The sequence below is a fragment of the Cellulomonas palmilytica genome, assembly GCF_021590045.1.
In the GTDB taxonomy this organism is placed as follows: domain Bacteria; phylum Actinomycetota; class Actinomycetes; order Actinomycetales; family Cellulomonadaceae; genus Cellulomonas; species Cellulomonas palmilytica.
The window spans coordinates 3,319,709-3,343,097 of the sequence record NZ_CP062221.1 but is presented as its reverse complement, the minus strand read 5'-3'; the positions used below and the strand labels follow the sequence as shown (position 1 = coordinate 3,343,097).

At 75.2% G+C, this 23,389-nt stretch carries 15 protein-coding genes; 8 read left to right on the top strand and 7 right to left on the bottom strand.

What is annotated here, in order from left to right; all coding sequences use genetic code 11:
- Nucleotides 1-281 precede the first annotated feature (281 nt).
- Nucleotides 282-1,673: an MFS transporter gene (locus F1D97_RS15070; RefSeq protein WP_236121315.1), complete on the top strand. Its 1,392-nt coding sequence runs from the start codon at nt 282-284 to the stop codon at nt 1,671-1,673.
- Nucleotides 1,674-1,686: 13 nt separating this feature from the next.
- Nucleotides 1,687-5,994 (top strand): bifunctional nitrate reductase/sulfite reductase flavoprotein subunit alpha, encoded by a 4,308-nt coding sequence (locus F1D97_RS15065; RefSeq protein WP_236121314.1) that lies wholly within the window; start codon nt 1,687-1,689, stop codon nt 5,992-5,994.
- Nucleotides 5,995-6,003: 9 nt separating this feature from the next.
- On the opposite strand, the gene F1D97_RS15060 is transcribed toward F1D97_RS15065, so the two are convergent.
- From F1D97_RS15060 to F1D97_RS15050, 3 genes are all read right to left on the bottom strand, one after another.
- Complete coding sequence (locus F1D97_RS15060) at nt 6,004-7,635, bottom strand: molybdopterin-dependent oxidoreductase (protein WP_236121313.1); 1,632 nt, start codon at nt 7,633-7,635, stop codon at nt 6,004-6,006.
- A gap of 403 nt (nt 7,636-8,038) precedes the next feature.
- The gene (locus F1D97_RS15055) at nt 8,039-8,485 is read right to left on the bottom strand and encodes an HIT family protein (protein ID WP_236121312.1); all 447 of its coding nucleotides are present in this window, start codon (nt 8,483-8,485) and stop codon (nt 8,039-8,041) included.
- Nucleotides 8,486-8,776: 291 nt separating this feature from the next.
- Nucleotides 8,777-9,910, bottom strand: coding sequence for an ABC transporter permease (locus F1D97_RS15050; protein ID WP_236121311.1), 1,134 nt, complete (start codon nt 9,908-9,910; stop codon nt 8,777-8,779).
- Here F1D97_RS15050 and F1D97_RS15045 point away from each other — a divergent pair.
- Nucleotides 9,903-10,052, top strand: coding sequence for a hypothetical protein (locus tag F1D97_RS15045; RefSeq protein ID WP_236121310.1), 150 nt, complete (start codon nt 9,903-9,905; stop codon nt 10,050-10,052). The two genes, F1D97_RS15050 and F1D97_RS15045, sit on opposite strands and share 8 nt — an antisense overlap.
- Before the next feature lie 28 nt (nt 10,053-10,080).
- Here F1D97_RS15045 and F1D97_RS15040 read toward each other — a convergent pair whose 3' ends face one another.
- From F1D97_RS15040 to F1D97_RS15030, 3 genes are all read right to left on the bottom strand, one after another.
- Complete coding sequence (locus tag F1D97_RS15040; protein WP_236121309.1) at nt 10,081-11,148, bottom strand: ABC transporter ATP-binding protein; 1,068 nt, start codon at nt 11,146-11,148, stop codon at nt 10,081-10,083.
- Nucleotides 11,149-11,689: 541 nt separating this feature from the next.
- Complete coding sequence (locus F1D97_RS15035) at nt 11,690-12,259, bottom strand: DUF1697 domain-containing protein (protein WP_236121308.1); 570 nt, start codon at nt 12,257-12,259, stop codon at nt 11,690-11,692.
- A gap of 79 nt (nt 12,260-12,338) precedes the next feature.
- Nucleotides 12,339-14,051, bottom strand: coding sequence for an HNH endonuclease signature motif containing protein (locus F1D97_RS15030; RefSeq protein ID WP_236121307.1), 1,713 nt, complete (start codon nt 14,049-14,051; stop codon nt 12,339-12,341).
- Between the two features lie 230 nt (nt 14,052-14,281).
- Between F1D97_RS15030 and nirB the strand changes: the two genes are divergently transcribed.
- The 5 genes from nirB to F1D97_RS15005 all read left to right on the top strand — a co-directional run bounded on the left by nirB (nt 14,282) and on the right by F1D97_RS15005 (nt 20,460).
- Entirely contained in the window at nt 14,282-16,834 is a 2,553-nt protein-coding gene (gene nirB / locus F1D97_RS15025; protein ID WP_317618987.1) for a nitrite reductase large subunit NirB, read from the top strand.
- Nucleotides 16,831-17,274, top strand: a complete 444-nt coding sequence (gene nirD, locus F1D97_RS15020) for a nitrite reductase small subunit NirD (RefSeq protein WP_236121305.1) — start codon at nt 16,831-16,833, stop codon at nt 17,272-17,274. The genes nirB and nirD overlap by 4 nt, the downstream gene beginning before the upstream one ends.
- On the top strand, nt 17,271-18,551 hold the full coding sequence (cobA, locus tag F1D97_RS15015) for a uroporphyrinogen-III C-methyltransferase (RefSeq protein ID WP_236121304.1): 1,281 nt from the start codon (nt 17,271-17,273) through the stop codon (nt 18,549-18,551). Before nirD ends, cobA begins: the two co-directional genes overlap by 4 nt.
- Nucleotides 18,548-19,684 carry a uroporphyrinogen-III synthase gene (locus F1D97_RS15010; RefSeq protein WP_236121303.1) on the top strand — a complete coding sequence of 379 codons (1,137 nt, stop codon included), beginning with the start codon at nt 18,548-18,550 and terminating at the stop codon, nt 19,682-19,684. Before cobA ends, F1D97_RS15010 begins: the two co-directional genes overlap by 4 nt.
- Nucleotides 19,685-19,752: 68 nt before the next feature.
- The gene (locus F1D97_RS15005; RefSeq protein ID WP_236123625.1) at nt 19,753-20,460 is read left to right on the top strand and encodes a sirohydrochlorin chelatase; all 708 of its coding nucleotides are present in this window, start codon (nt 19,753-19,755) and stop codon (nt 20,458-20,460) included.
- Between the two features lie 142 nt (nt 20,461-20,602).
- Here F1D97_RS15005 and F1D97_RS15000 read toward each other — a convergent pair whose 3' ends face one another.
- The gene (locus F1D97_RS15000) at nt 20,603-23,389 is read right to left on the bottom strand and encodes a YhgE/Pip domain-containing protein (protein WP_236121302.1); all 2,787 of its coding nucleotides are present in this window, start codon (nt 23,387-23,389) and stop codon (nt 20,603-20,605) included.

The window sequence follows — 23,389 nt, the reverse complement described above, 5'->3', positions numbered from 1 at the left end:
GCCCCGGGGGATGGCGACCGCTGTCATAGCGGTGAACGTACGCCAGGCCCGCGGCGTGCCGCACCCGTTTCGCGCCTGTCACGTCCGGTCTCGACCGGACGTGACAGGTACTGACCGGTAGCGCACCGTCCGCGCCCGTCGGAGGACAGACTTCTCACGCGCGCCCCGGGGGGCGTGTGCGCGAAAGGTTCCCGGGACGCAACAGCCCCGCGTCCCACGACGAAACATCCGATTCCTAGCGTCGGGGACGTCCGAGCCCCACCCGAGCCCCGGAGGCCCCCATGGCGCAGCCGCTCGCGACCGTCGACGAGTCGCCCTCGTCGTCCCCCTCGTCCAGCACGACCCTCGCGCCTGCCGCGGGAGCACCACTCGTCCACCGTCGCGGCCGCTGGATCGACGGCTGGGACCCGCAGGACGAGGCGCAGTGGAGCGCGGTCGGCCGCAGGATCGCCCACCGCAACCTGGTCCTGTCGATCTTCGCCGAGTTCCTCGGCTTCGCGGTCTGGGCGGTGTGGAGCATCGTCGTACCGCAGCTGCCCGCGGCAGGCTTCGACCTGAGCGTCGACCAGATGTTCTGGCTCATCGCGGTGCCGAGCCTCGTCGGGGCGACGCTGCGCATCCCCTACACGTTCGCGGTGCCGCTGTTCGGCGGCCGGAACTGGACCATCGTGTCCGCGCTGCTCCTGCTGCTGCCGACGGTCGCGCTGTCGATCGTCGTGCAGGAGCCGAGCACGTCGTTCGGCGTGCTGCTGCTCGTCGCGACGCTCGCGGGCGTCGGCGGCGGCAACTTCGCGTCGTCGATGGCGAACATCTCGTTCTTCTACCCGGACAAGGAGAAGGGCCGTGCGCTCGGCCTGAACGCCGCGGGCGGCAACCTCGGGACCGCGGCCGTGCAGCTCGCGGTGCCGCTCGTCATCGGCTCGGGCGCGGCGCTCGCACTCGAGCGGGCGGGCCTGATGTTCGTCCCGCTCGCCATCATCGCCGCGGTCCTCGCGTGGCGGTGGATGGACAACCTGTCGAACGCGAAGTCCGACCCCCGCTCGTACGGTGTGGCGGCGCGGGCCCGGCACACGTGGATCATCTCGTTCATCTACATCGGCACGTTCGGTTCGTTCATCGGCTTCGCGGGTGCCTTCCCGACGCTGCTCAAGGGCACGTTCCCCGAGGTCACCGCGACGGTCGCGTTCCTCGGCGCGCTCGTCGGGTCGGTCGCCCGGCCGCTCGGCGGCATCCTCGCCGACCGGCTCGGCGGGGCGCGCGTGACGATCGCGTCGTTCGCGGTCATGGGGGCGGGCGTGGTCAGCGCGATCTTCGCGCTGCGGTCGCACAGCTTCGGGATGTTCCTCGGGTCGTTCCTCGTGCTGTTCGTCGCGACGGGTGCCGGCAACGGCTCGGTGTACCGGATGATCCCGGCAGTGTTCCGGCACGGCGCGACCGGCGCGGCGGACTCGGCGCGGCGGGCGCGTGCCGCCGCGGGGTGCCTCGGCATCGCGGGCGCGGTCGGGGCGTTCGGCGGGTTCCTCATCCCGCGCGGGTTCGCGATCTCGACGTCGGTCACGGGCAACATCCAGGCCGCGCTGTGGGTCATCGTCGGCCTGTACGCGGTCATGGCGACCGTGACGTGGGCCGTGTACTCCCGCCGCGGCTCCGTCTTCGGCGACACGGTCATCTGAGCCGCGAGAGCCGATGACGACCACCACCACGCAGGTCCAGGGGAGCACGCCGTCGCTCGAGCAGGTGGCGACGGTGTGCTCCTACTGCGGCGTCGGCTGCGGGATCGTCCTCGACGTCGCGTGCGACGACGAGGGCCGCCCGGTCGCGCGCGGCGCGCGCGGCGACAAGGCGCACCCCGCGAACGCCGGACGTCTGTGCACCAAGGGCGCGACGAGCGCCGACATGCTCGCGGCGGGCGGGCGCGCGACGCACGCGCTCGTCCGCCCCGAGCGCGGCGCGGCACCCGAGCGCGCCGACCTCGACGAGGCGGTCGAGCTCGTCGCCCGCCGGCTGCGCGAGGTGATCGACACGCGCGGCCCGGACGCCGTGGCGTTCTACGTGTCGGGGCAGATGAGCCTCGAGGCGCAGTACCTGGCGAACAAGCTCGCCAAGGGGTACGTCCGCACGCAGTGGATCGAGTCGAACTCGCGGCTGTGCATGGCCTCGGCCGGCACCGGCTACAAGCTCTCGCTCGGCGCGGACGGCCCGCCCGGCTCGTACGACGACCTCGACCACGCGGACGTGTTCCTCGTGATCGGCGCGAACATGGCCGACTGCCACCCGATCCTGTTCCTGCGGCTGCTGGACCGGGTCAAGGCGGGCGCCAAGCTCGTCGTCGTGGACCCGCGGCGCACCGCGACCGCCGACAAGGCGGACCTGTTCCTGCAGGTCAGGCCCGGGACGGACCTCGCGCTGATGAACGGCCTGCTGCGGCTCGTCGTCGAGGCGGGCGGTCTCGACGAGCAGTTCGTCGCGGAGCACACCGACGGGTGGGACGCGGTCGAGGCGATGCTCGAGGACTACCCGGCCGACGAGGTCGAGCGGATCACGGGCGTCCCGGCCGCGGACCTGCGCGCGGCCGCCGAGCTGATCGCCGGCGCCGACAACTGGGTCTCGTGCTGGACGATGGGGCTCAACCAGTCCACGCACGGCACGTGGAACACGAACGCCCTGGTCAACCTGCACCTCGCGACGGGCGCGATCTGCCGCACGGGGTCCGGACCGTTCTCGCTGACCGGCCAGCCCAACGCCATGGGCGGGCGCGAGATGGGCTACATGGGTCCCGGCCTCCCGGGCCAGCGCTCGGTGCTCGACCCCGCCGACCGTGCGTTCGTCGAGCAGGTGTGGGGGCTCGAGCCGGGGACGATCCGCGCCGAGTCGACCGGTCGTGGCACCGTCGACATGTACGAGCGCATGGCCGCGGGCGAGATCGCCGCGTGCTGGGTCATCTGCACCAACCCCGTCGCGTCGGTCGGCAACCGGCGCACCGTGATCGAGGGGCTCGAACGCGCCGAGCTCGTCGTCACGCAGGACGCGTTCGCCGACACCGAGACCAACGAGTACGCCGACGTCGTGCTCCCGGGCGCGCTGTGGTCCGAGTCCGACGGCGTGATGATCAACTCCGAGCGCAACCTCACGCTCGCGCGCGCCGCGCTGCGCCCGCCGGGCGACGCGCTACCCGACTGGCTGCTCATCGCGCGCGTCGCGCAGGCGATGGGGTACGACGGGTTCGACTTCTCCTCCTCGCAGGAGGTGTTCGACGAGCTGCGGGCGTTCGCCAACCCGCGCACGGGCTACGACCTGCGCGGCGCGTCCTACGAGCGGCTGCGCGGCGGGTCCGTGCAGTGGCCCGTCGCGCCCGACGGGCCGCGCCGCAACCCGATCCGCTACCTCAACGACGGCGTCAGCCAGCCCGAGCTCGTGCGCGAGGACGGCACGCGACCGCGCCTGCGGTTCGCCACGCCGAACGGCCGCGCGCAGTTCCACGCGCGCCCGCACCTGCCCGCCGCGGAGCTGCCCGACGACGACTACCCGTACGTGCTCAACACCGGGCGCGTGCAGCACCAGTGGCACACGCTCACCAAGACCGGAAAGGTCGCCAAGCTCAACCGCCTCGCGCCCGGCCCGTTCGTCGAGATCCACCCCGACGACGCCGACGCGCTCGGGGTGGTCGACGGCGCGTCGCTCGAGGTCGCGTCGCGGCGCGGGCGGGCCGTGCTGCCCGCCGTGGTGACCGACCGCGTGCGTCCCGGGTCGCTGTTCGCGCCGTTCCACTGGAACGACCTGTTCGGGGAGTACCTCGCCGTGAACGCCGTGACGTCCGACGCGGTCGACCCGCTGTCCTTCCAGCCCGAGCTCAAGGTCTGCGCGGTCGCGGTCACACCCGTCGCGGCCCCGGTCGGGAGGCTCGGCGACAGCGCGTCCGAGCGCTCGTCGGAGGTGGCGTCCGAGGCCGCGTCCGAGCTCGCGTCCGACGAGCCGGCGGGCCGTCCCACGGGCGAGGTCGGGACGACGAGCCGCGGCGGCCTGACCCCGGGCGCGGTCGCGATCCGGGCGCTCGGGGCCGCGCTCGGGCTCGACGGGCTCGAACCGCCGCCGCTCGGCGCCGACGAGCGGCGCTACCTCGCCGGGTTCCTCGCGGGCCTCGGCGGCGGCGAACCGGGCACGCCCGTGCTCCCGAGCACCGCCCCGCTGGCGCCCGACCAGGCGCTGTGGGTCGACGGCCTGCTCGCCGGGCTGTTCTCCCGCACACCCGAACCGCACTCGGCCCGGGCGCACCGTGGGGGCGACGTCGGCGCGGTGCGCACCCGGCAGGTCGTCGTGCTGTGGGCGTCGCAGACCGGCAACGCCGAGGACCTCGCGGCGCTCGTCGCCGAGCGCGTCGCGGGTGCGGGTCTCGCGCCGCGGCGCGTCGCGATGGACGACTGCCTGCCCGCTGACCTGCCGACCGACGCGGACCTCCTGGTCGTCACCAGCACGTTCGGCGACGGCGACGCACCCGACAACGGCACCGCGTTCTGGGAGGCCGTCGCCGCACCCGACGCGCGCCGGCTCGACGGCACGCGGTTCGCGGTCCTCGCGCTCGGGGACTCCAGCTACGACCGGTTCTGCGGGCACGGGCGGCGCCTCGACCACCGGCTCGAGGAGCTCGGTGCGTCACGCCTCGTCGACCGCGTCGACTGCGAGCCCGGCGAGGACGACCGCGCCCACGCCTGGCTCGACGCGGTCGTCCTGGCGCTCGTCGGGGAGGGGCCCGACGCCTCGGCCGGGACGGGCGTGACGACCGCGTCGGCGGCGCTCGTCGGACCGGCGCCGACGACACCGGCCACGGGCTCGTCGTCGGGCGCCGCGACCGTGTCGTCGACCCGCGCCCGCGCCGGCGCCACGCGGCAGGACCCGGGTGAGGCGCGGCTCGTCGGGAACCGGCTGCTCTCCCTGCCGGGCTCGGCGAAGGAGGTGCGCGAGATCGTCCTCGACGTGACGGACAGCCCGCGCGAGGTGACGTACCGTGCCGGCGACGCGCTCGCCGTGCGCCCGACGAACGCGACCGCACTGGTCGACGAGTGGTTCGTCGTCACCGGCTGGGACCCCGAGCAGCTCGTCGTCGTCGACGGCCGGGCGGTCGCGCTGCGCACCGCGCTCACCGACGAGCTCGATATCACGCGCGTCTCGCGGGACCTGCTCACGGTCGTCGCCGAGCACGGCGGCAGCCCCGAGCTGCGGCGCATGCTGCGGCCCGACGGCGGGACGGACCTCGCGCGGTGGACGTGGTGCCGGCAGGCCGTCGACGTGGTCGCCGAGCTCGCGCCCGACATCCCCGCGGCGACGCTCGTCGGCGCGCTCCGCCGGCTCGCGCCGCGGCAGTACTCGATCTCGTCGAGCCCGCGCGTCACCCCCGGCTCGGTGTCGCTCACGACCTCGGTCGTCCGCTACGCCTCGCCGTCGGGCGCAGCACGCGGCGGGGTCTGCTCGACGTTCCTCGCCGACGCGCCGATCGGCACAGTCGTGCCGGTGCACGTGCAGACCAGCGCGCACTTCCACCCGCCCGCCGCTGACGTGCCCGCGATCATGGTCGGTCCCGGGACGGGCGTCGCGCCGTTCGTCGGCTTCCTCGCCGACCGCGCCGCCGCCGGCCACACCGGCCGGAACTGGCTGTTCTTCGGCGAGCAGCACGTCGCCACGGACTTCTACTACCGCGACGAGCTGTCCGCGATGCTCGCCGACGGGCGGCTCGACCGGCTCGACACCGCGTTCTCCCGCGACCAGCGCGCCAAGATCTACGTGCAGGACCGCATGCGCGAGCACGGCGGGCGGCTGTGGGAGTGGCTCGAGTCGGGCGCGTCGCTGTTCGTGTGCGGGGACGCCTCGCGCATGGCGAAGGACGTCGACACCGCGCTCAGCGAGATCGTCATGACGCACGGCGGGCTCGCGCGCGACGCGGCCGACGCGTACGTCAAGGACCTCACGACGACCAGGCGCTACGTGCGCGACGTGTACTGACGCCCACCGTCAGCGGACCGTGACGTGCACCGAGTCGTACCCCGTCGCGCCGTCGGGCAGCACGCCCGCCGCGGCCCCGGTCTGCGGGCCGTCGGGGTCGAACGCCCGCACGTGCAGCACGTGCTCGCCCGGCTCGGCGCGCCACGTCCAGCGCCACTGCCGCCACGAGTCGATGCCCCCGTCGGCCGCGAGCGTCGCGTCCTGCCACGCGCCCTCGTCAGCCCGGACCTGCACGCGCGTCACGCCGCGGTGCTGCGCCCACGCGGTCCCCGCGACCACCACGTCGCCCGCCTCGACGTCGCCGCCACCGCGCGGCACCTCGATCCGGGACTGCGTCTTCACCGGGCCGCGCGGTGCCCAGCCGCGCTGCGTCCAGTACGCCCGGGTGTCCGCGAACCGCGTCACCTCCAGCTCGGTGACCCACTTCGTCGCGGACACGTACCCGTACAGACCGGGAACCACGAGTCGTACAGGGAACCCGTGCTCCACCGGCAGCGGCGCACCGTCCATCCCGACCGCGAGCAGCGCGTCCCGGTCGTCCGTGAGCGCCTCGATCGGGGTGGACGCCGTCCAGCCGTCCGCGCTGCGCGACAGCACCATGTCCGCGTCCGCGTCGGGCACCGCACGCGCGAGCACCTCCCGCACCGGCAGCCCCAGCCAACGCTGGTTCCCGACGAGGTCACCGCCGACCGGGTTCGAGACGCAGCACAGCGTCACCCACGCCTCGACCAGGTCCGACGCGAGCAGCTCCTCCCACGTGAGCTCGACCTCACGCCCGACGAGCCCGTGCACGCGCAGCGTCCACGTGGCGGGGTCGACCTGCGGCACGACGAGCGCGGTGTCGATCCGGTAGAACGCGTCGGTCGGCGTCGCCCACGGCCCGACCCCGTCGACCCCCACGTCGACGTCCGCGGGGACCGGCGCCGCGGCTCGGCCCGGCCGGGGGAGCCGGATCGCGTCGCGGGCCGCCGTCACCGCGCGCCCCGCCGCACCGGCGGCGCGCCCGACGACGATCCCCACGGCTCCCAGCGCGCCGGCGACGCCGACGGCCCGCAGGAACCCACGCCGGTCGACCCCGGCCCAGTCGACGCCGCGGACCAGCTGCCCCGCGGCGGGATCGCCGCCGGGTTCGGCGTGCGCGGAGCCGACCCGCTCCGGTCCCGGAAGGCGTCCGACGAGCGCGCGCAGCGTCCACAGCCCCACGGCCGTCCCGACCACGGCGGGCAGGGCTGCGGCCACCGACGCCCCCGGCCGGCCGAGCGCCGCACCGGCGGCGACGAGCCCGAGCACGACCACGACCGCCGCGCCCCACACCCACCGACGCGCCGCGAGGACGCCCGCGAGGGCCGCGAGCCCCGCCAGCACGAGCGCCTCGCCGACTCCGAGCGCGACCTTGTCCGCCGTCCCGAACGCCTCGGCGGCGAACTCCTTCAGCCACGTCGGGGTCGCGTCGACGAACGCCGCCCCCACCGCGACGAGCGGGTCGCTCGACGTCCCGGTCACGATCGCGACGAGCGCGGCCGTCCCCACGGTGACGAGACCCGAGGCCAGCCCGGCGACCGCACCGAGCCACGCGCGCTCGCGCCGGGCACGCCGCTCACGACCTGCCGGCCGCTCCTGCGCCGTCCCGACCGCCGCCATCCCTCCATGCTGCGGCCTCGCCCAGCCCACGAACAGACCCGCGGCCGAACGACCAGCGGTGCTCGGCGTCGAGCTCACCCCCTCGCCGACCCCGTCGTTCCTCCGGGTGTGCCGCCCCGAAGCCGGAGCAACCGCCGGGTCGCCGCGATCGTCGTCGCCCGGAGCCAGGTCACCACGGCGCGTCGCCGTGGTCGTCGACGCGTGGCGCCGAGCAGCCGCACGGTCGCGCGGTCGTCGGGGAGCGCCCGCGCAGGTCGAGTCGCACCGGAGCGGCGCGAGCGGTCGAGGTCGTCGCACCGGGGGCGGCGCGAGCGGTCGAGGTCGTCGCACTGAGGGCGGTGCGGCGGTCGAGCTCGTCGCGCCGAGGTCGATCCGAGCTCGGGCGGTGCGGGACGTCAGGGGGTCAGAGCGCGGGGGAGCCCAGCGCGGCGGGGACGTGGTCGCCGTGGCCCGCGGCGCGCAGCGCGGTACGCAGGCGCTCGGTCGCGGCGTCGAGCTCCTCGGCGGGGACGTCGGCGCGCGCGTTGGCGAACGTCAGGCTCGACTCGTCCCACGCCGGCAGGACATGCAGGTGCAGGTGCGCGACCTCGAACCCCGCGACGAGCAGTGCCGCTCGCGGCGCGCCCCACTCGGCCTGCTGGACCGCGCCGATGGTGCGTGCGACGACCGCGAGGTGCGCGACCACGTCGTCCGGCGCCTGCGTCAGCTCGGGGATCTCGGCGCGCGGGACGACGAGGACGTGCCCATCGGTGATCGGCGCGATGGTCGCGAATGCGACGCACACGTCGTCGGCCCAGACGAACCGTCCGGGGATCTCGCCGTCGATGATCTTGGTGAACAGCGTGGCCATGCGCCCAACCTAGCCGCCGTGGCCAGGGGCTGAGCGGCCACCCCGGCGCCCCGCGGACCGCGCGCGCGGGTCGGGCCGGGGACCGCGACCCGCGCCGCGGCGACCTGAGCAGCGATGCCGGGAGCATGACGTCGTGCGAGAGGGGGCTTCGAGGCCGCGCCCGGAACCGCGGCGGCCACGTGCGGGCACCATGGCGCCGTGACCGGGAGGACGCCGTGACCGGAGGACGCCGTGGACGGGGAGCGTGGCGCCGTGCCCGGCACGTGGCGCATTGCCGGGCACGGCGGTCCTTCACGCGCGGCGCAGCGCGTCGCGGATCTTCATGCGGCTCCCGGAGTGCAGGATCGCGCCGGAGTAGATGCGACCCGCGAGCCACACCAGCACGGGGATGACGGCGATCGACAGCCCGAGCGCGAGCAGCGCCTCCCACGTCTCGGCAGCACCGAGCGCCACGCGGATCGGCATGAGCATCGGGGAGCAGAACGGGACGAACGACAGCCACGTCGCGAGCTGGTTCGTCGGGTCCCAGGGCAGGATCGAGATCCCGAGGACGTACGGGATGATCATCAGCGTCGTGACCGGCCCGATCACCGAGCCGACGTCCTCCTGACGCGACACGAGAGCGCCGAGGGCGCCGAGCACGAGCGCGTACATCGCGAACCCGACGACGAACCACACGAGCGCCCACAGCGCGGTGGTGCCGATGTCCAGCGAGGACGTGTCGAGCAGCCCGAGCGCGGTGGCCGTCCCGGCGCCCGCGCCGACGACGAGCGCGACCTGCAGCAGACCGACGACGCCGATGCCGAGCACCTTGCCCGCCATGAGCTGCGCGGGCCGGACGCTCGCGAGCAGCAGCTCGACGACCCGGCTGGACTTCTCCTCGACGACGCCCTGCGCGACGAGCTGCCCCGCGGTCATCAGCGAGATGAACAGCAGGATCCCGGCGATGTAGCCGGCGACGATCTGCGCGCCGTCGCGCTCCGGCTCGGGTTCGAGCGCGGTGACCTGCGCCTGCGCCGACGCGATCTGCCCGGAGACGTCGGCCGGGTCACCACCGAGCTCGGTGACGGCCGAGGCGAGGGCGAGCTGCTGCGCGAACGCGGTGAGCACCGGCTCGACGGTCGGGCCGACGCTGTCGTGCACCGACACCTCGAACGTCGGGTCGACCGACGTCACGACGAGGTCGAGGTCCCCGTCGCGCAGCTGCTGGTCGATCGCGGCCTGCTCGACCTCGTGCGTCTCGACGGTGAGACCCATGCCCTGCGCGGTCGCCTCGAACGCGCTCGCGGCCGGTGCGGCAGCGGTGGTGAAGCCCACGTCGGTCGCGTCGGGCTCCTGGCCGCCGACCACGTCGAGCAGCACACCGCCGAGCACGACGGCCGCGACGAACAGCGCCGTGGTCCAGATGAAGGACCGCGTGCGCACGCGGGTCGTGATCTCCCGCGCCGCGACGAGCCGGATCGCCGCGGCGGTCCCGAGCTCGCTCGTGGCCGTGGTCTGCCTCGTGCTCGACGTCGGAGTGCTCGACGTCGGTGTGCTCGACGTCGGTGTGCTCGAGCTCTGCTGACGCGTGGCGCTCGTGCCTCGGTCCTTGCTCACGCGGACACCTCCGTCCCGGCCCGGTCGCCGGTGGTGGTCGACACCCCGTCGGGCGCGGGTGGTTCGTCGCTGGTGACGACGTGCCGGTACAGCTCGACGAGCGAGGGGCGCACGCGCGCGAACTCCCGCACCGGCCCGGCGTCGAGTGCCGCGGACAGGAGCTCCTGGTCGACGTCCCGCAGCCCGGGGTCCGCCACCTCGACGACGGTCCGCCGCGCGGCGCCCGTCCCGTCGGCGACTGCGCTGCCCGGGACGGTCCCCCCGGACGACACGCCGGACGCCGCCGCTCCCGAGGACGCGCCGACGTCCTGACCGTGCTCGGTGCTCACCAGTCGCGCCGCGGGCACGCGCGAGAGCCAGCGGGCAGGGTCGGGGCCGTCGACCACCCAGCGCCGTTCGGGCGTCGAGCGCAGCTCGTCGATCCCGCCGACCGCGACCATCGAGCCCGCGCGCACGATGCCGACGCGGTCGCACAGCCGTTCCACGAGCTCGAGCTGGTGGGAGGAGAACATCACCGGCACGCCGGCGGCCGCCTGGTCGCGCAGCACCTGGCTCATGACGTCGACCGCGACGGGGTCGAGGCCGGAGAACGGCTCGTCGAGCACGAGGATGTCGGGTCCGTGCACGAGCGCCGCGGCGAGCTGGACGCGCTGCTGGTTGCCGAGGGACAGCTTGAGCACCTCGTCGCCGCGGCGCGCATCGATCCCGAGCACCGTCGTCCAGTGCTCCATGGCCAGCACCGCGTCGGTCTTCGACATGCCGTGCAGCCGTGCGAGATACACGAGGTGCTCGCCGACGCGCATCTTCGGGTAGAGGCCGCGTTCCTCGGGCATGTACCCGATGCGGCGGCGCACGTGCAGGTCGAGTGCGCGCCCGTCCCAGCGCACCTCGCCTGCGTCGGCGGCGAGCACGCCGAGCACGATCCGCATGGTCGTCGACTTGCCCGCGCCGTTGGACCCGACGAACCCGAAGATCTCGCCGGCGCGCACCGAGAACGACATGTCGCGCAACGCCTGGACGGAGCCGTAGGCCTTGGACAGGGAGTCGATGGTCAACTCAGGCATGCGCACGATCAGATCAGACCGTCACCCCATGTGACCAGAGCAATCGTCCCACCAACGACCTTGCGGACACCGGCCTCACCCGTTCCTTCGCGGCACCCCTCGCCACCCCGATGCGCCACCCTCGCCACCCCGATGCGCCACCCTCGCCACCCCGATGCGCCACCCTCGCCACCCCGATGCGGCACCCTCGCCACCTCGTTGGCGCCGGTCGTGCACGCCGGCAACGGCGCAGCGCCTGAACCTGCGCCGCGCCTGCACCCCCCGCGCCCTGTCCCTGTGCCGCGCCTGCACCCCCGCGCGCCTGTCCCTGTGCCGCGCCTGCACCCCCGCGCGCCTGTCCCTGTGCCGCGCCTGCACCCCCGCGCGCCTGTCCCTGTGCCGCGCCTGCACCCCCGCGCGCCTGTCCCTGTGCCGCGCCTGCACCTGCGCCTCCCTGTGCCGCGCCTGGTACCTGTGTCGCCCTGGAACCCTTCGCCGCCCTGGAACCCTCGCTGGTGCCGCGCCGCCCTGGAACCCGCGCCCGCCGCGGAGCCCGGCGTCGTCAGGTCTCCCCGTGCGCCGCCGTGGTCTCGCGTTCGCGGGCGAGCGCGTCGAGGGCCAGCACCGTGTTCCAGTTGCGTGCCGTCCCGCCGCGGCCGGCCGCCTTCTCCAGCACGGGGAGTGTGAGCCTCGACCGCCCGATCCCGTCGGGGTAGTAGGCGTACAGCTCGGTGCGCGCCCAGACGAGCCGCTCCTCGCCGTACCGCGAGGCGTCGAACGCGTGCGCCGACGCGTCGACCGGTCCGTCCCACGTCACCACGACCAGGTGCGACGGGTCGTCGCGAGCCTCGTCGGGGAACGGGCACGCGTCGACCACGGCGTGCCACCGGCTCGCCGTGCGGGCCACGACGGGCACGTCGAACCCGGCCTCGGCGGTGAGCGCGGGCCCGAGCGCGTCGGCGACCGCGTCCGCGCCGTGCGGCGCGACCACGACCACGTTCCCCGAGTTCACGTACGTCTTCACGTCCGTGTACCCCAGCCCCTCGGCGACCGTGCGCAGCTGCGCCGACGTGAGCTTGCGCCCACCGACGTTGACCGCGCGCAGCAACGCCACGACGACCGTGCCCGTCATGCCGTGCACCCCCTTCGACTCGGCAGGTGTCCAGCCACACCCACCACCGCGCTCCCGACTCCGCCCGAGGCCGACCTGGTCACGGCCCGTACCCCGCGTCACCGCGCCCTGGGTCCCGCTCGGGTCCGTTCACCACGTGCGCCGACCGGTCCAGGAACTCGTACCGCGCGGGGATGTCGAGACCGACGCGCGGCCCGTCACGGTCGTCAGCATCGCGTCCGGACCCTGCGACGTCCACCGGTGCGAGCCGCCGGACGTCCAGGTCGAGCCGGTGCACCTCGTGGTGGTGGAACCCGCAGAGCAGCACGGAGTTCTCGAGGTCCGACGGCCCACCGTCGCGGTGCCACCACCGGATGTGGTGGACCTGGCTGTACCGCGCGGGCGTGGAGCACCCGTTCCAGGCGCACAGCCTGTCCCGGGCGACGACCGCGAGGCGTTGAGCGGGCGTGAACATGCGTCGACTCCATCCGACGTCGAGGGGAAGTCCCTGGGCGTTCATGACGACCCGCGCCATCGCGCAGTCGCACAGCGCGGCCGCGAGCTCGGTACGCGTGAGCACGACTCCGTCGTCACTCACGGCCGGCGGCGTGGCGACCGGCGCCGGTGGGGGCGTCCCGGGTGCCGCACGTGCACCGACACCGGGTGGGCGAGCGGTCGTCCGCCCTCGCCGCGTGTGCTCGCGTACCTCGAGCCAGGTCTCGGCGGGCACGAGCAGGCTGACGTGCGCCGCGGGCGCGCTCACCGCCCCGTCGGGCAGCGACGCCTCGTCGTGTCGGACGCGGCTCTCGTCGCGCGCGGCGGTCGCGCCGAACCCGCCCACCGAGGAGCCGCCCACCGAGGAGCCGCCTACCGACGAGCCGCCTACCGACGAGCCGCCTACCGAGGCGCCGTGTGACGGGTCGTCGCTGCTCCCGTGCGGCCGTCCCGCCCGAGGTGACCCGGCCGTGAGCCCTGAGGCCGTCGCCGACGGTCGCAGCCCCCCGGTGAGTGCGTGCTGCGCGAGCGCGGTGAGCGCGTCGGCCCGCGCCTGGTCGCCGGTGCGGTCGTCGTCCTCCCGGTGCCCGGTCGCCTCGAGCGCGCGGGCGAGGACCTGCCCGGACAGCGGGTCGAGCCGTCCGCGCAGGAAGGTCCCGTCCGCGCCGTGGCTGAGCGTGAGGAACCGCGCGCGCCGCGCGGACTCGCGGGCGTCCTCGAGCGCCTCCGGCTCGTGCCGCCCGACGAGCGCCTCCACGGACCGCGCGAACTCCCTCGCGTCCGTCTGACGTGCGAGCTCGACGAGCTCGCGCTGCGTCTCGGGCCGCGCTAGCACCTCGCCGGCGCGGGGACCCGAGGCGGCGAGGGTGCGCCCGAGCACGTCGAGGTGCCCGACGGGCACGACGTGCTCGGCCACCGCCAGCCCGACCTGAGGCAGGACTGCCATCGCGTGCGCCGCGCCCAGCTCGCGCGTCACGACCGCCCGGCTCGTGCCCGACAGCCTCGCCCGCGTGTCGACGAACGCCCGCTCGCCGGACACCTCCGAGGCGGCCGTGTGCTGCGCGACGAGCAGGGGAGCGCGGACCGCGGTGACGAGCGCGGCGAGACCGTCGAGCACGCGGATCGCTCGTGCCCGTGCCGCGGCGTCCCACGCCATGGCGTCCGCCGCCTGGGGCACGACGGCCCGCAAGGCCTGCGTCGCACGGTCGAGCGCTGCCACCGCTGACTCGTGCGGCGGTCGCGCGGCGAACGCGGAGGGCATGCGCGCACCGCCGTCGCCGACCGTCCCACCGTCGCCCACGGCGCCATTCTCGAACATGTGTTCGATCCTACGCGATCCGGACAGGACCCGGCCAGGTCCGTCCACAGGCCGGTCGTACGGACTGACGTCTCACACGCCCCCGACCCCGGATGTGCGAGAAAGGTTGCGGTGGGGAAACGCGAGCGCACGCGTGCCCGAAACACGCGCTTCGTAGCGTCAGCGGTGTTCTCGTCACCCGTCGGACGGAGCCCCCCGTGAACAAGCACCTCGTCGTCGTCGGCGGCGGCATGGTGGCGCAGCGCCTCGTCGAGGCCCTGCGCGACCGCGACACCGCCGGTACGTGGCGCATCACCGTGCTGGCCGAGGAACCGCGTCGTCCGTACGACCGCGTGGCCCTGACCAGCTACTTCTCCGGCCGTGACGCGGACGACCTCGCACTCGGCGACCCCGCGCTGTGGGACGACCCGCTCGTGACGCTGCGCCGCGACGACAAGGTCGTCGCGATCGACCGCGAGGCGCGCACGGTCACCACCGAGCGCGGCCGCACGGAGCACTACGACCACCTCGTGCTGGCGACGGGCTCCTCGGCGTGGGTGCCGCCCATGGAGGGTGCGGACCTCGAGGGCGTGTTCGTCTACCGCACGGTCGACGATGTCGCGGCGCTGCGTGGGTACGTCGAGAAGCTCCGCGAGAGCAAGCACGTCGTGCGCGGCGCGGTGCTCGGTGGTGGCCTGCTGGGGCTCGAGGCCGCGGGGGCGCTGCAGGCGCTCGGCGCGCAGGCGACCGTGATCCAGGTGGGCACGCACCTCATGTCGACGCAGGTCGACCTGGGTGGCGGTGAGGCGCTGCGCCGCCTGATCAACGACCTGGGTGTGGGCGTGCGGCTGAACGCGATGACGACGCGCATCCGCCCGCACCGCCGCGGTGGTGTCGGTCGGCTCGACCTCGCCGACGGCGGCCGCGTGGACGCGGACGTGGTCGTGGTCGCGGCCGGCGTGCGTCCGCGCGACGAGCTGGGCCGCACCAGCGGCCTGGCGATCGGGGAGCGCGGCGGCGTGGTCGTCGACGACACGTGCCTGACCGACGACCCGGCCATCTCGGCGATCGGCGAGGTCGCGTGCATCCAGGGCGCGTGCGTCGGGCTCGTCGCGCCGGGGTACGCGATGGCGGAGGTCACGGCGGACCGCCTGCTGGGTGGGGCGGCGCAGTTCCCGGGCGCGGACACCGCGACGAAGCTCAAGCTCGCGGGCGTGGACGTCGCGAGCTTCGGGGACGCGTTCGGCACGACGCCCGGCGCGCTCGAGGTGGTGTGGGCTGACCCGGTCGCGGGCGTCTACAAGAAGCTCGTCCTGTCCGACGACGCGCGCACGCTGCTGGGCGGCGTCCTCGTCGGCGACGCGTCGGCGTACGCGAGCCTGCGCCCGATGCTGGGCCGCGAGCTGCCGGGCGACCCGGCCGCGTACCTGCTCCCGGAGGGCGGCGCGGGCGCGCCGGACCTCGAGCTGCCCGACGACGCGGGCGTCTGCTCGTGCAACAACGTCACCGCGGGCGCGATCCGCGAGGCGGTCACGGAGCACGGCTGCACGGACGTGGGCGCGGTCAAGGCGTGCACGCGCGCGGGCACGTCCTGCGGCTCGTGCCTCCCGCTGGTCAAGAAGCTGGTCGGCACGGAGCTCGCGAAGCAGGGCATCACGGTGTCCTCGGCGCTGTGCGAGCACTTCGCGCTGTCCCGCGCGCAGCTCTACGACGCGATCCGCGTCTCGGGCGTCGCGTCGTTCACCGAGGTCATCGAGCGGTTCGGCACGGACGCCGCGGGCCGCGGGTGCGACATCTGCAAGCCGGCGGTCGCGTCGATCCTCGCGACGACCGCCCCGGCGCACGTCCTCGAGGGCGAGCGTGCGGCGTTGCAGGACACGAACGACCACGTGATGGCGAACCTCCAGAAGGACGGCTCCTACTCGGTGGTGCCGCGCATCCCCGGCGGCGAGGTCACGCCCGAGGGCCTGATCGCGATCGGCGAGGTCGCGAAGGACTTCGGGCTGTACACGAAGATCACAGGCGGCCAGCGCATCGACATGTTCGGCGCACGCATCGACCAGCTCCCGCTGATCTGGCAGCGCCTGGTCGACGCGGGCTTCGAGTCGGGCCATGCGTACGGCAAGTCGCTGCGCACGGTGAAGTCGTGCGTCGGCTCGACGTGGTGCCGGTTCGGCGTGCAGGACTCGGTGGCGCTCGCGGTGCTGCTGGAGCTGCGGTACCGGGGTCTGCGCAGCCCGCACAAGCTCAAGCTGGGTGTCTCGGGCTGCGCACGCGAGTGCGCGGAGGCGCGTGGCAAGGACGTCGGCGTGATCGCCACCGACAAGGGCTGGAACGTCTACGTGGGCGGGAACGGCGGCTTCACGCCGCGGCACGCGCGGTTGCTCGCGGAGGACCTCGACACCGAGACGCTGATCCGCACGATCGACCGGTTCCTCCTGTACTACATCCGCACGGCGGACCGCTTGCAGCGCACGGCGCCGTGGGTCGACGACGTCGAGGGTGGTCTCGACGGTGTGCGGGCGGTCGTCATGGACGACTCGCTGGGGATCTGCGCCGACCTCGACGAGCAGATGGCGCGGCACGTCGAGGACTACGCCGACGAGTGGCGCGAGACGCTCGACGACCCCGAGAAGCTGCGGCGCTTCGCGTCGTTCGTCAACGCCCCCGAGGTGCCCGACCCGTCGCTCGCCTACGTCCCCGAGCGTGGTCAGGCCCGACCCGCCACACCCGACGAGCGTGCCGCCGCCGAGCGTGGCGAGCCCGTCCTCGTCGCCGGCACCACCCTGGAGGTGCGCGCATGACCATCCTCGACATCCCGCAGCACGAGCAGCACACCGACGCCTCGGCGTGGACGCCGGTCTGCCGCCTGGTCGACCTGGCCCCGGAGCGCGGCGCCGCGGCGCTCGTCGACGGCGAGCAGGTCGCGCTGTTCCGGCTCGTCGACGACACGGTGCGCGCGGTGCAGCAGCAGGACCCGTTCTGCGGCGCGTTCGTGCTGTCGCGCGGCATCGTCGGGACCCGGCACGTGGGCGACGAGGTGGTGGCGACCGTCGCGTCGCCGATGCACAAGCAGGTGTTCGACCTGCGCACGGGCGTGTGCCTCGACCCGGTCGGCAAGTCGCCCGTGGCGGGTCTGCCCGCGGACCTGCGCACGTGGCGCGTGCGCGTGGTCGACGGCGTCGTGGAGGTCGCGGCGCACGCGACGCCGGCCGTCGTGGACGACGAGGGGAGTGCCGGATGACGACGATGCTCGGACTGGACCTCACCGGTCGGCGCGTGCTCGTCGTCGGCGGTGGCCCGGTGGCCGCGCGGCGCGTGCAAGCGCTGGTGGCCGACGGTGCGCGCGTGGTCGTCGTGGCGCCCGCGCTGTGCGAGCCGCTGCGCGACGCGCACCGGTGGGGTCAGCTGGAGTGGCGCGCCCGCGAGGTGCTCGAGGGTGACCTGGACGACGTGTGGCTCGTGCACACGGCGACGGGCGACTGCTGGTGCGACGACGAGGTGGCGCGCTGGGCTGCGGAGCGCCGGGTGTTCTGCGTGCACGCCGCGCGCGCCGCGGGCGGCTCGGCCCGTACACCGGCGACGACGAGCCTCGGCGACGTGCTCGTGGGCGTCGTCTCGACCGGCACGCCCGACCCGGGCCGCACGACGGTGGTGCGTGACGCGCTCGCGGAGAAGGTCCGTGACGTCCTGGCCGACCACCTGCGTGAGGGACGTGTGGACGTGCGGGCGCGGCGCCGCGGCGGGCAGGGGCGCGTCGTGCTCGTCGGTGGGGGTCCGGGTGACGTCGGGCTGCTGACGCTCGCGGGACGTCGGGCGCTCGCCGAGGCGGACGTCGTGGTGACCGACCGCCTCGGTCCGGTCGAGGTGCTCGACGAGCTCGCGGCGGACGTCGAGGTGGTCGACGTCGGCAAGACGCCGGGGAACCACCCCGTGCCGCAGCACGAGATCGGCCGGATCCTCGTCGAGCACGCGCAGCGCGGCCGGGTGGTCGTGCGGCTCAAGGGCGGCGACCCGTTCGTGTACGGGCGCGGTGGCGAGGAGGTGCTCGCGTGCCGTGAGGCGGGCGTGCCGGTGACGGTGGTCCCGGGCGTGAGCTCCGCGCTCGCGGCGCCGGCCGCGGCGGGCATCCCGCTGACGCACCGCGGCACGGTCGGGGCGCTGCACGTGATGAACGGCCACGACGGGTGGTCGGACGCGGCGCTCGTCGGCCTGCGTGACGCGTCCTGCACGGTCGTCGTGCTGATGGGCGTGGCGGCGCTGGGCGAGCTCGCCGCGGGTGCGCTCGCGGCGGGCGTCGCGCCGACGACGCCCGCGGCGCTCGTGGAGCGCGCGACGACGCCGACGCAGCGCGTCACGCGGGCGACGCTCGCGACGCTCGAGGCCACCGCGCTCGCGGAGGGCGTGCGCGCTCCCGCGGTGCTCGTGCTGGGCGAGGTCGCGGCGCCGGGGCTGCTCGAGCCGCGAGTTGCGGACGGACGTGACGCCGCGGACCTCACAGACCGCACAATGGCGTGGTGAGCATCGCGCCGAGCACGACCCACGAGGGGATCGACCAGACCCTCGCGGGCTGCGTCGTGCTCATCACCGCCGACCGTCGCTCCGCGGAGCTGACCGCGGCGCTCACGCGACGGGGCGCCACGGTGCGCCACGCCGCGGCGCTCGGGATGGTCCCGCACATCGACGACGCGGCCCTCATCGCCGCGACGCGCGACCTGGTCGCGGACCCGCCGGACACGGTCGTCGTGACCACGGGCATCGGGTTCCGCGGCTGGGTCGAGGCCGCGGACGCCGCCGGGATCGCGGACGACCTCCTGGCCGCGCTGCGGGGTGCCCGGATCGTCGCGCGGGGCCCCAAGGCGCGCGGCGCGATCCAGGCCGCGGGCCTCACGCCCGACTGGGTCGCGGAGTCCGAGACGAGCGCCGAGGTCGCGCAGGTCCTCCTGGACGAGGGTGTGAAGGGCCGCGACATCGTGGTCCAGCACCACGGCGCCGGCTCCGACGGTCTCGACGACGCGTTCCGCCTCGCCGGTGCGCGCGTGCGCAGCCTCGTCGTGTACCGGTGGGGCCCGCCGGCCGACCCCGCGGCCGTCGCCGCTTCGGTGTGTGCGGTCGCCGCGGGCGAGGTCGACGCGGTCGCGTTCACGTCCGCCCCGGGCGCCGCGGCGTGGCTCGACGCGGCCGACGCGCAGGGCGTGACCGACCGGGTCGTCGCGCGCTGCCGCGAGGGGTCGGTCGTCATGGCAGCGGTGGGACCGGTGACGGCCGCACCGCTGGTCGCGCGCGGGATCGAGCCGCTCGTGCCGGACCGCGGTCGTCTCGGCTCGCTCGTGCGGCTCATCGTCAACCACTACGGCGGGCTCGAGGCGCTCGAGACCGTCGCGGGCCCCCTGCGGGTCTACCGGGGCGCGGCCGTCCTCGACGGGCGGGTGCTGCCGCTGACGCCGACCGGCCTGGAGATCCTGCGCCTGCTGGCGCACGCGCGCGGCTCGGTCGTGCCGCGGGACCAGGTGCTCACGGCGCTGCCGGGCGACTCGCGCGACCCGCACGCCGCGGAGGTCGCGATCGCGCGCCTGCGTGAGGCGACGGGCTCGCGGGGACTCATCCGCACGGTCGTCAAGCGCGGCTACCGCCTCGAGCTGGCGCTGCCGTGAGCGCGGGGACCACGCAGGTGGGTGTGACGCGCGACGAGAGCGTCCCGACGGGCACGACGAGGCCGCCGGTGCTGGTCGGCTGCTCGCACGGCACCGACGACCACGACGGCCGCGCCGCGATCCGGTCGATCCTCGCGGGCGTCGCCGCGCTCCGGGGCGACCTCGACGTCCGCGAGGCGTTCGTCGACGTGCAGACGCCCGAGGTCGCCGACGTCGTGGCGGACGCGGTCGCGGGCGGTGCCCCGGCCGTCGTCGTCCCGCTGCTGCTGTCCGTGGGCTTCCACGTGAAGGTCGACGTGCAGGCGGCGGTCGACGTGCCCGGCGCGCGCGCCGCCGCGCCGCTCGGCCCGGACCCGACGCTCGTCGAGATCCTGGTCGACCGGCTCGACGAGGCGGGGCTCACGGCCGACGACGCGGTCGTGCTCGCCGCGGCGGGCTCCACCGACCCGGCCGCGGCGCTCGCGGTCCAGGAGGTCGCCCGCAGGCTCGCCGACGCGCTCGGCCGGCACGTCGGGCCGCCCGACGAGCGCGGGGGAGGGCTCGTCGTCGGGTACGGCGCGGGTGCGAGCCCGCGCGTGCCCGAGGCGGTCGAGCTCGTCCGCGCCGGGTCCGGCCGACGGGTCGTCGTCGCGTCCTACCTGCTGGCGCCGGGCTACTTCCTCGACCGGGTGCGCGAGGCCGGGGCCGACGTGGTCGCCGCCCCGCTCGCGCCGGACCCGCGCCTGGCCCACCTGGCCCTGCGCCGGTTCGAGGAGGCGCTGGCCGCCTCGGCCTGAGCCCTCGGGCCGGCCCGTCGGCATGGCCGGCGGGCGGCGCCGTGCGGGCGGCCGCCCGTCGCACCGGCGTCGTCACGGGCCGTGGACGACGACGCGCCCCCGGCGAGCCGAGGCTCCCCGGGGGCGCGTCCGCGCGGCGCCGTCAGGCGGTCCGACGCCGCACGACCGTGCCGATCACGCCCGCGGCGGCGAACAGCGCGAGCGCCGCGACACCCTTGCCGACGTTGGTCGCGTTGCCGCTGTCGACCCCGGCGATCTCGATCGAGTACGCGGTCGAGCCCGACGCACCCTCGGGCGCGCCGTACGCCATGCCCTCGGCCGCCGCGCGCTGCGCGCCCGCGGCGAGGACCGCGTATCCCGTGCCGAACCGGGCGGCGGTGTCCGCTCCGGACTCGACGAGCTGCGACGTGCCCTGCTCGGACAGCTGCTTGGCCCCGTCGACGATCTGCGGGGCGCCGTCGGTCGCTGTACCGAGGCCGTCCGCGAGCCGCTGCGAGCCGTCGGCCGCGTCCCGCAGACCCGCCGCGAGGTCGCTCGAGCCTGCTGCGGCCGTCCCGATCCCCACGGCGAGGGCGCTCGAGCCGTCCGCCGCCGTGCCGATCCCGTTCGCGAGCGTGCTCGACCCGGTCGCGGCGGTGCGCAGCCCGTCGAGCAGGCGCTGCGAGCCGGTGCCCGCCGTGGCGAGACCGGTGGAGAGCGTCGCGGAGCCCGACGCCGCGGTGTCGAGGCCCTCGGCGAGGAGCCCGGCGCCCGTCGCCGCGCCCGCGATGCCCGTGGACAGGGTGCGCGAGCCGCGTGCCGCGCTCGCGATACCCGCCGACAGGTCGCCGGCACCGGTGTTGAGCCGCGACGCACCCTCGCCGAGCCGGCCGAGGCCGGTGGCGAGCGCGTCGCCGCCGTCCTGGAGCAGGCCGATGCCGGCCTGCAGGCCGTTCACGCCGCCGCGCAGCGTCTCGTCGTCAGGGGTGTCGGTCGCGGTGCCGACACCGCCCTGCACGTTGGCGACGACCTCGTCGGTGAGCGTGGTGATGCCCGCGTCGACGCCCGCGAGACCCTCGAGCAGCCCGGGGCGCGTCGTGTCGCACACGCCCGGCAGCGACGCGGCGGACAGGCCGCACTGCACGAGCGCGAGCGTCTGCGCGGCGGTCCCGAGCTGGTCGGCCGAGCCGGTCATGCCCGCCTCGAGCTCGCCCAGCCCGCCGCTGATGCCGCCGAGCAGCGCGGTGTACGAGGGCTGCGCGCCCGCGGGGAGCATCGCGGTGAACGCCGCGAGTCCCGTCGTCGGGCTCGTCACGGCGGCCTCGAGCTCCTCGATCGACCCGACGGTCTCCGTGGCGGTCTGGGACGCCGCGCCCAGCTGCGTGCGCAGCGCGTTGACCGCGTACATCAGGCTCGGGCGCTGACCCGCGGCGGGCGGGGCCGTCGTGCCGATGCCCGCGCGCATCGCCGCGATCCCGTCGTGCAGCGGCTGCGCCTTGTCCGGCAGCGTGCCGATCTGCGTGGACAGCAGCGCCAGACCGCCCTCGACCTTGGCAAGGCCCTCGTCGACCTGCGTGAGGCCGTCGATGAGCGCGGGCGCCTTGGCCAGGGCCTCGGCGATCCCGGCGTCGAGCGCGGCGGCCCCGGCCGCGACGCGCTTGGCGCCGGGCGCGGCCGAGTCGTTCAGGCCTGCGGCGAGGGCTGCGGCACCGGGGGCCGCGGAGTCGGTCAGCCCCTCGGCGAGCTCGGCCGCACCCGGCGCGAGCTGGTCGTTCAGGCCCGCGGCGAGCTGTGCCGCCCCGGGTGCGAGCTGGTCGACCAGCCCGTCGTTGAGGTCGGACATGCCGGGCACGAGCTGACCGTTCAGGCCGCGGCTGAGGTTCCGCGCGCCGGGCAGGATCTGGTCGTTCAGCCCGTCGGCCAGCGTGCGCGCGCCGGGCGCCGCGGAGCCGGTGAGGCCCGCGGCGAGCTGCTCGGCACCGGGGGCGGCCCGGCCGACGAGCCCGTCGCGCAGCGTGCCCGCGCCGTCGCGCAGCTGCACGAGCCCCGCGAGCAGCTCCGCCGCGCCGTCGTGCAGGCGCAGCAGGTTGTCGTCGATCTGGATGGCGCCGGACGTGAGGTCGACGCCGGACTGCGCGCCCGACGCGTAGCTCGCCGAGCCGCCCTTGTACGACGGGTAGTCGAGCGGCGAGACGGGCATCGACGTGAGCGTCGCGGACGGGACGACGCCGCGCGAGATGCGCGCCGAGTACCCGAACTCGGCGGTCGGCGCGCCGATCGGCGGGAACAGGGTCATCTGGAACTGCAGCCGCGTGCCGCCGCGTCCGTCGCCCGCGATCCCGGCCTCGGCCGACTCGACCGCGGTGAAGGACGGGGGCAGCACGGTGACGAGCTGACCGATCATCGGCACGACCGTGGTCGCGGTCGTCGTCGTGGTGCCGCCGCGCCCGTCGTCGTACGTCACCTCGTCCTCGCGGGACGTGAGGTTGGTGACCGTGTACCGGACCTCGAGCAGGCCGGAGCGCCCGACGACGTCGCCCGGCGACACCGTCTCGCCGTCGAGCGTGTAGCGGACCTCGACGCCGATCGGCAGGTCGCCGTCGAAGTCGCTCACGGTGCGCAGGCGACGCTCGCCGTCGACGTCGACGTCGACGACCATGCGGCCGTCGGACACGGAGTACGACGAGAAGCCGTCGAGGTTGCGCAGGCCGCTCGTCGAGACCGGGTTGGAGATGCGGGCCGTGCCGTGCCCGGAGAGTGCGAGTTGCTCGTACACGCGTGCCTCGCGCAGTGCGCCGGTCGCGTCGAGCCGGGCCTGCACGGTCTCGGTGTTGGCGACGACGACGTCACCGGTGGCGTCGTCGGCGGCGGTGGCCGCCGTGCCGCAGAGCAGCAGGGGGAGGGTCAGGGGAACCGCCGCGAGCGCGACGACGGGACGGGGACGACGCAC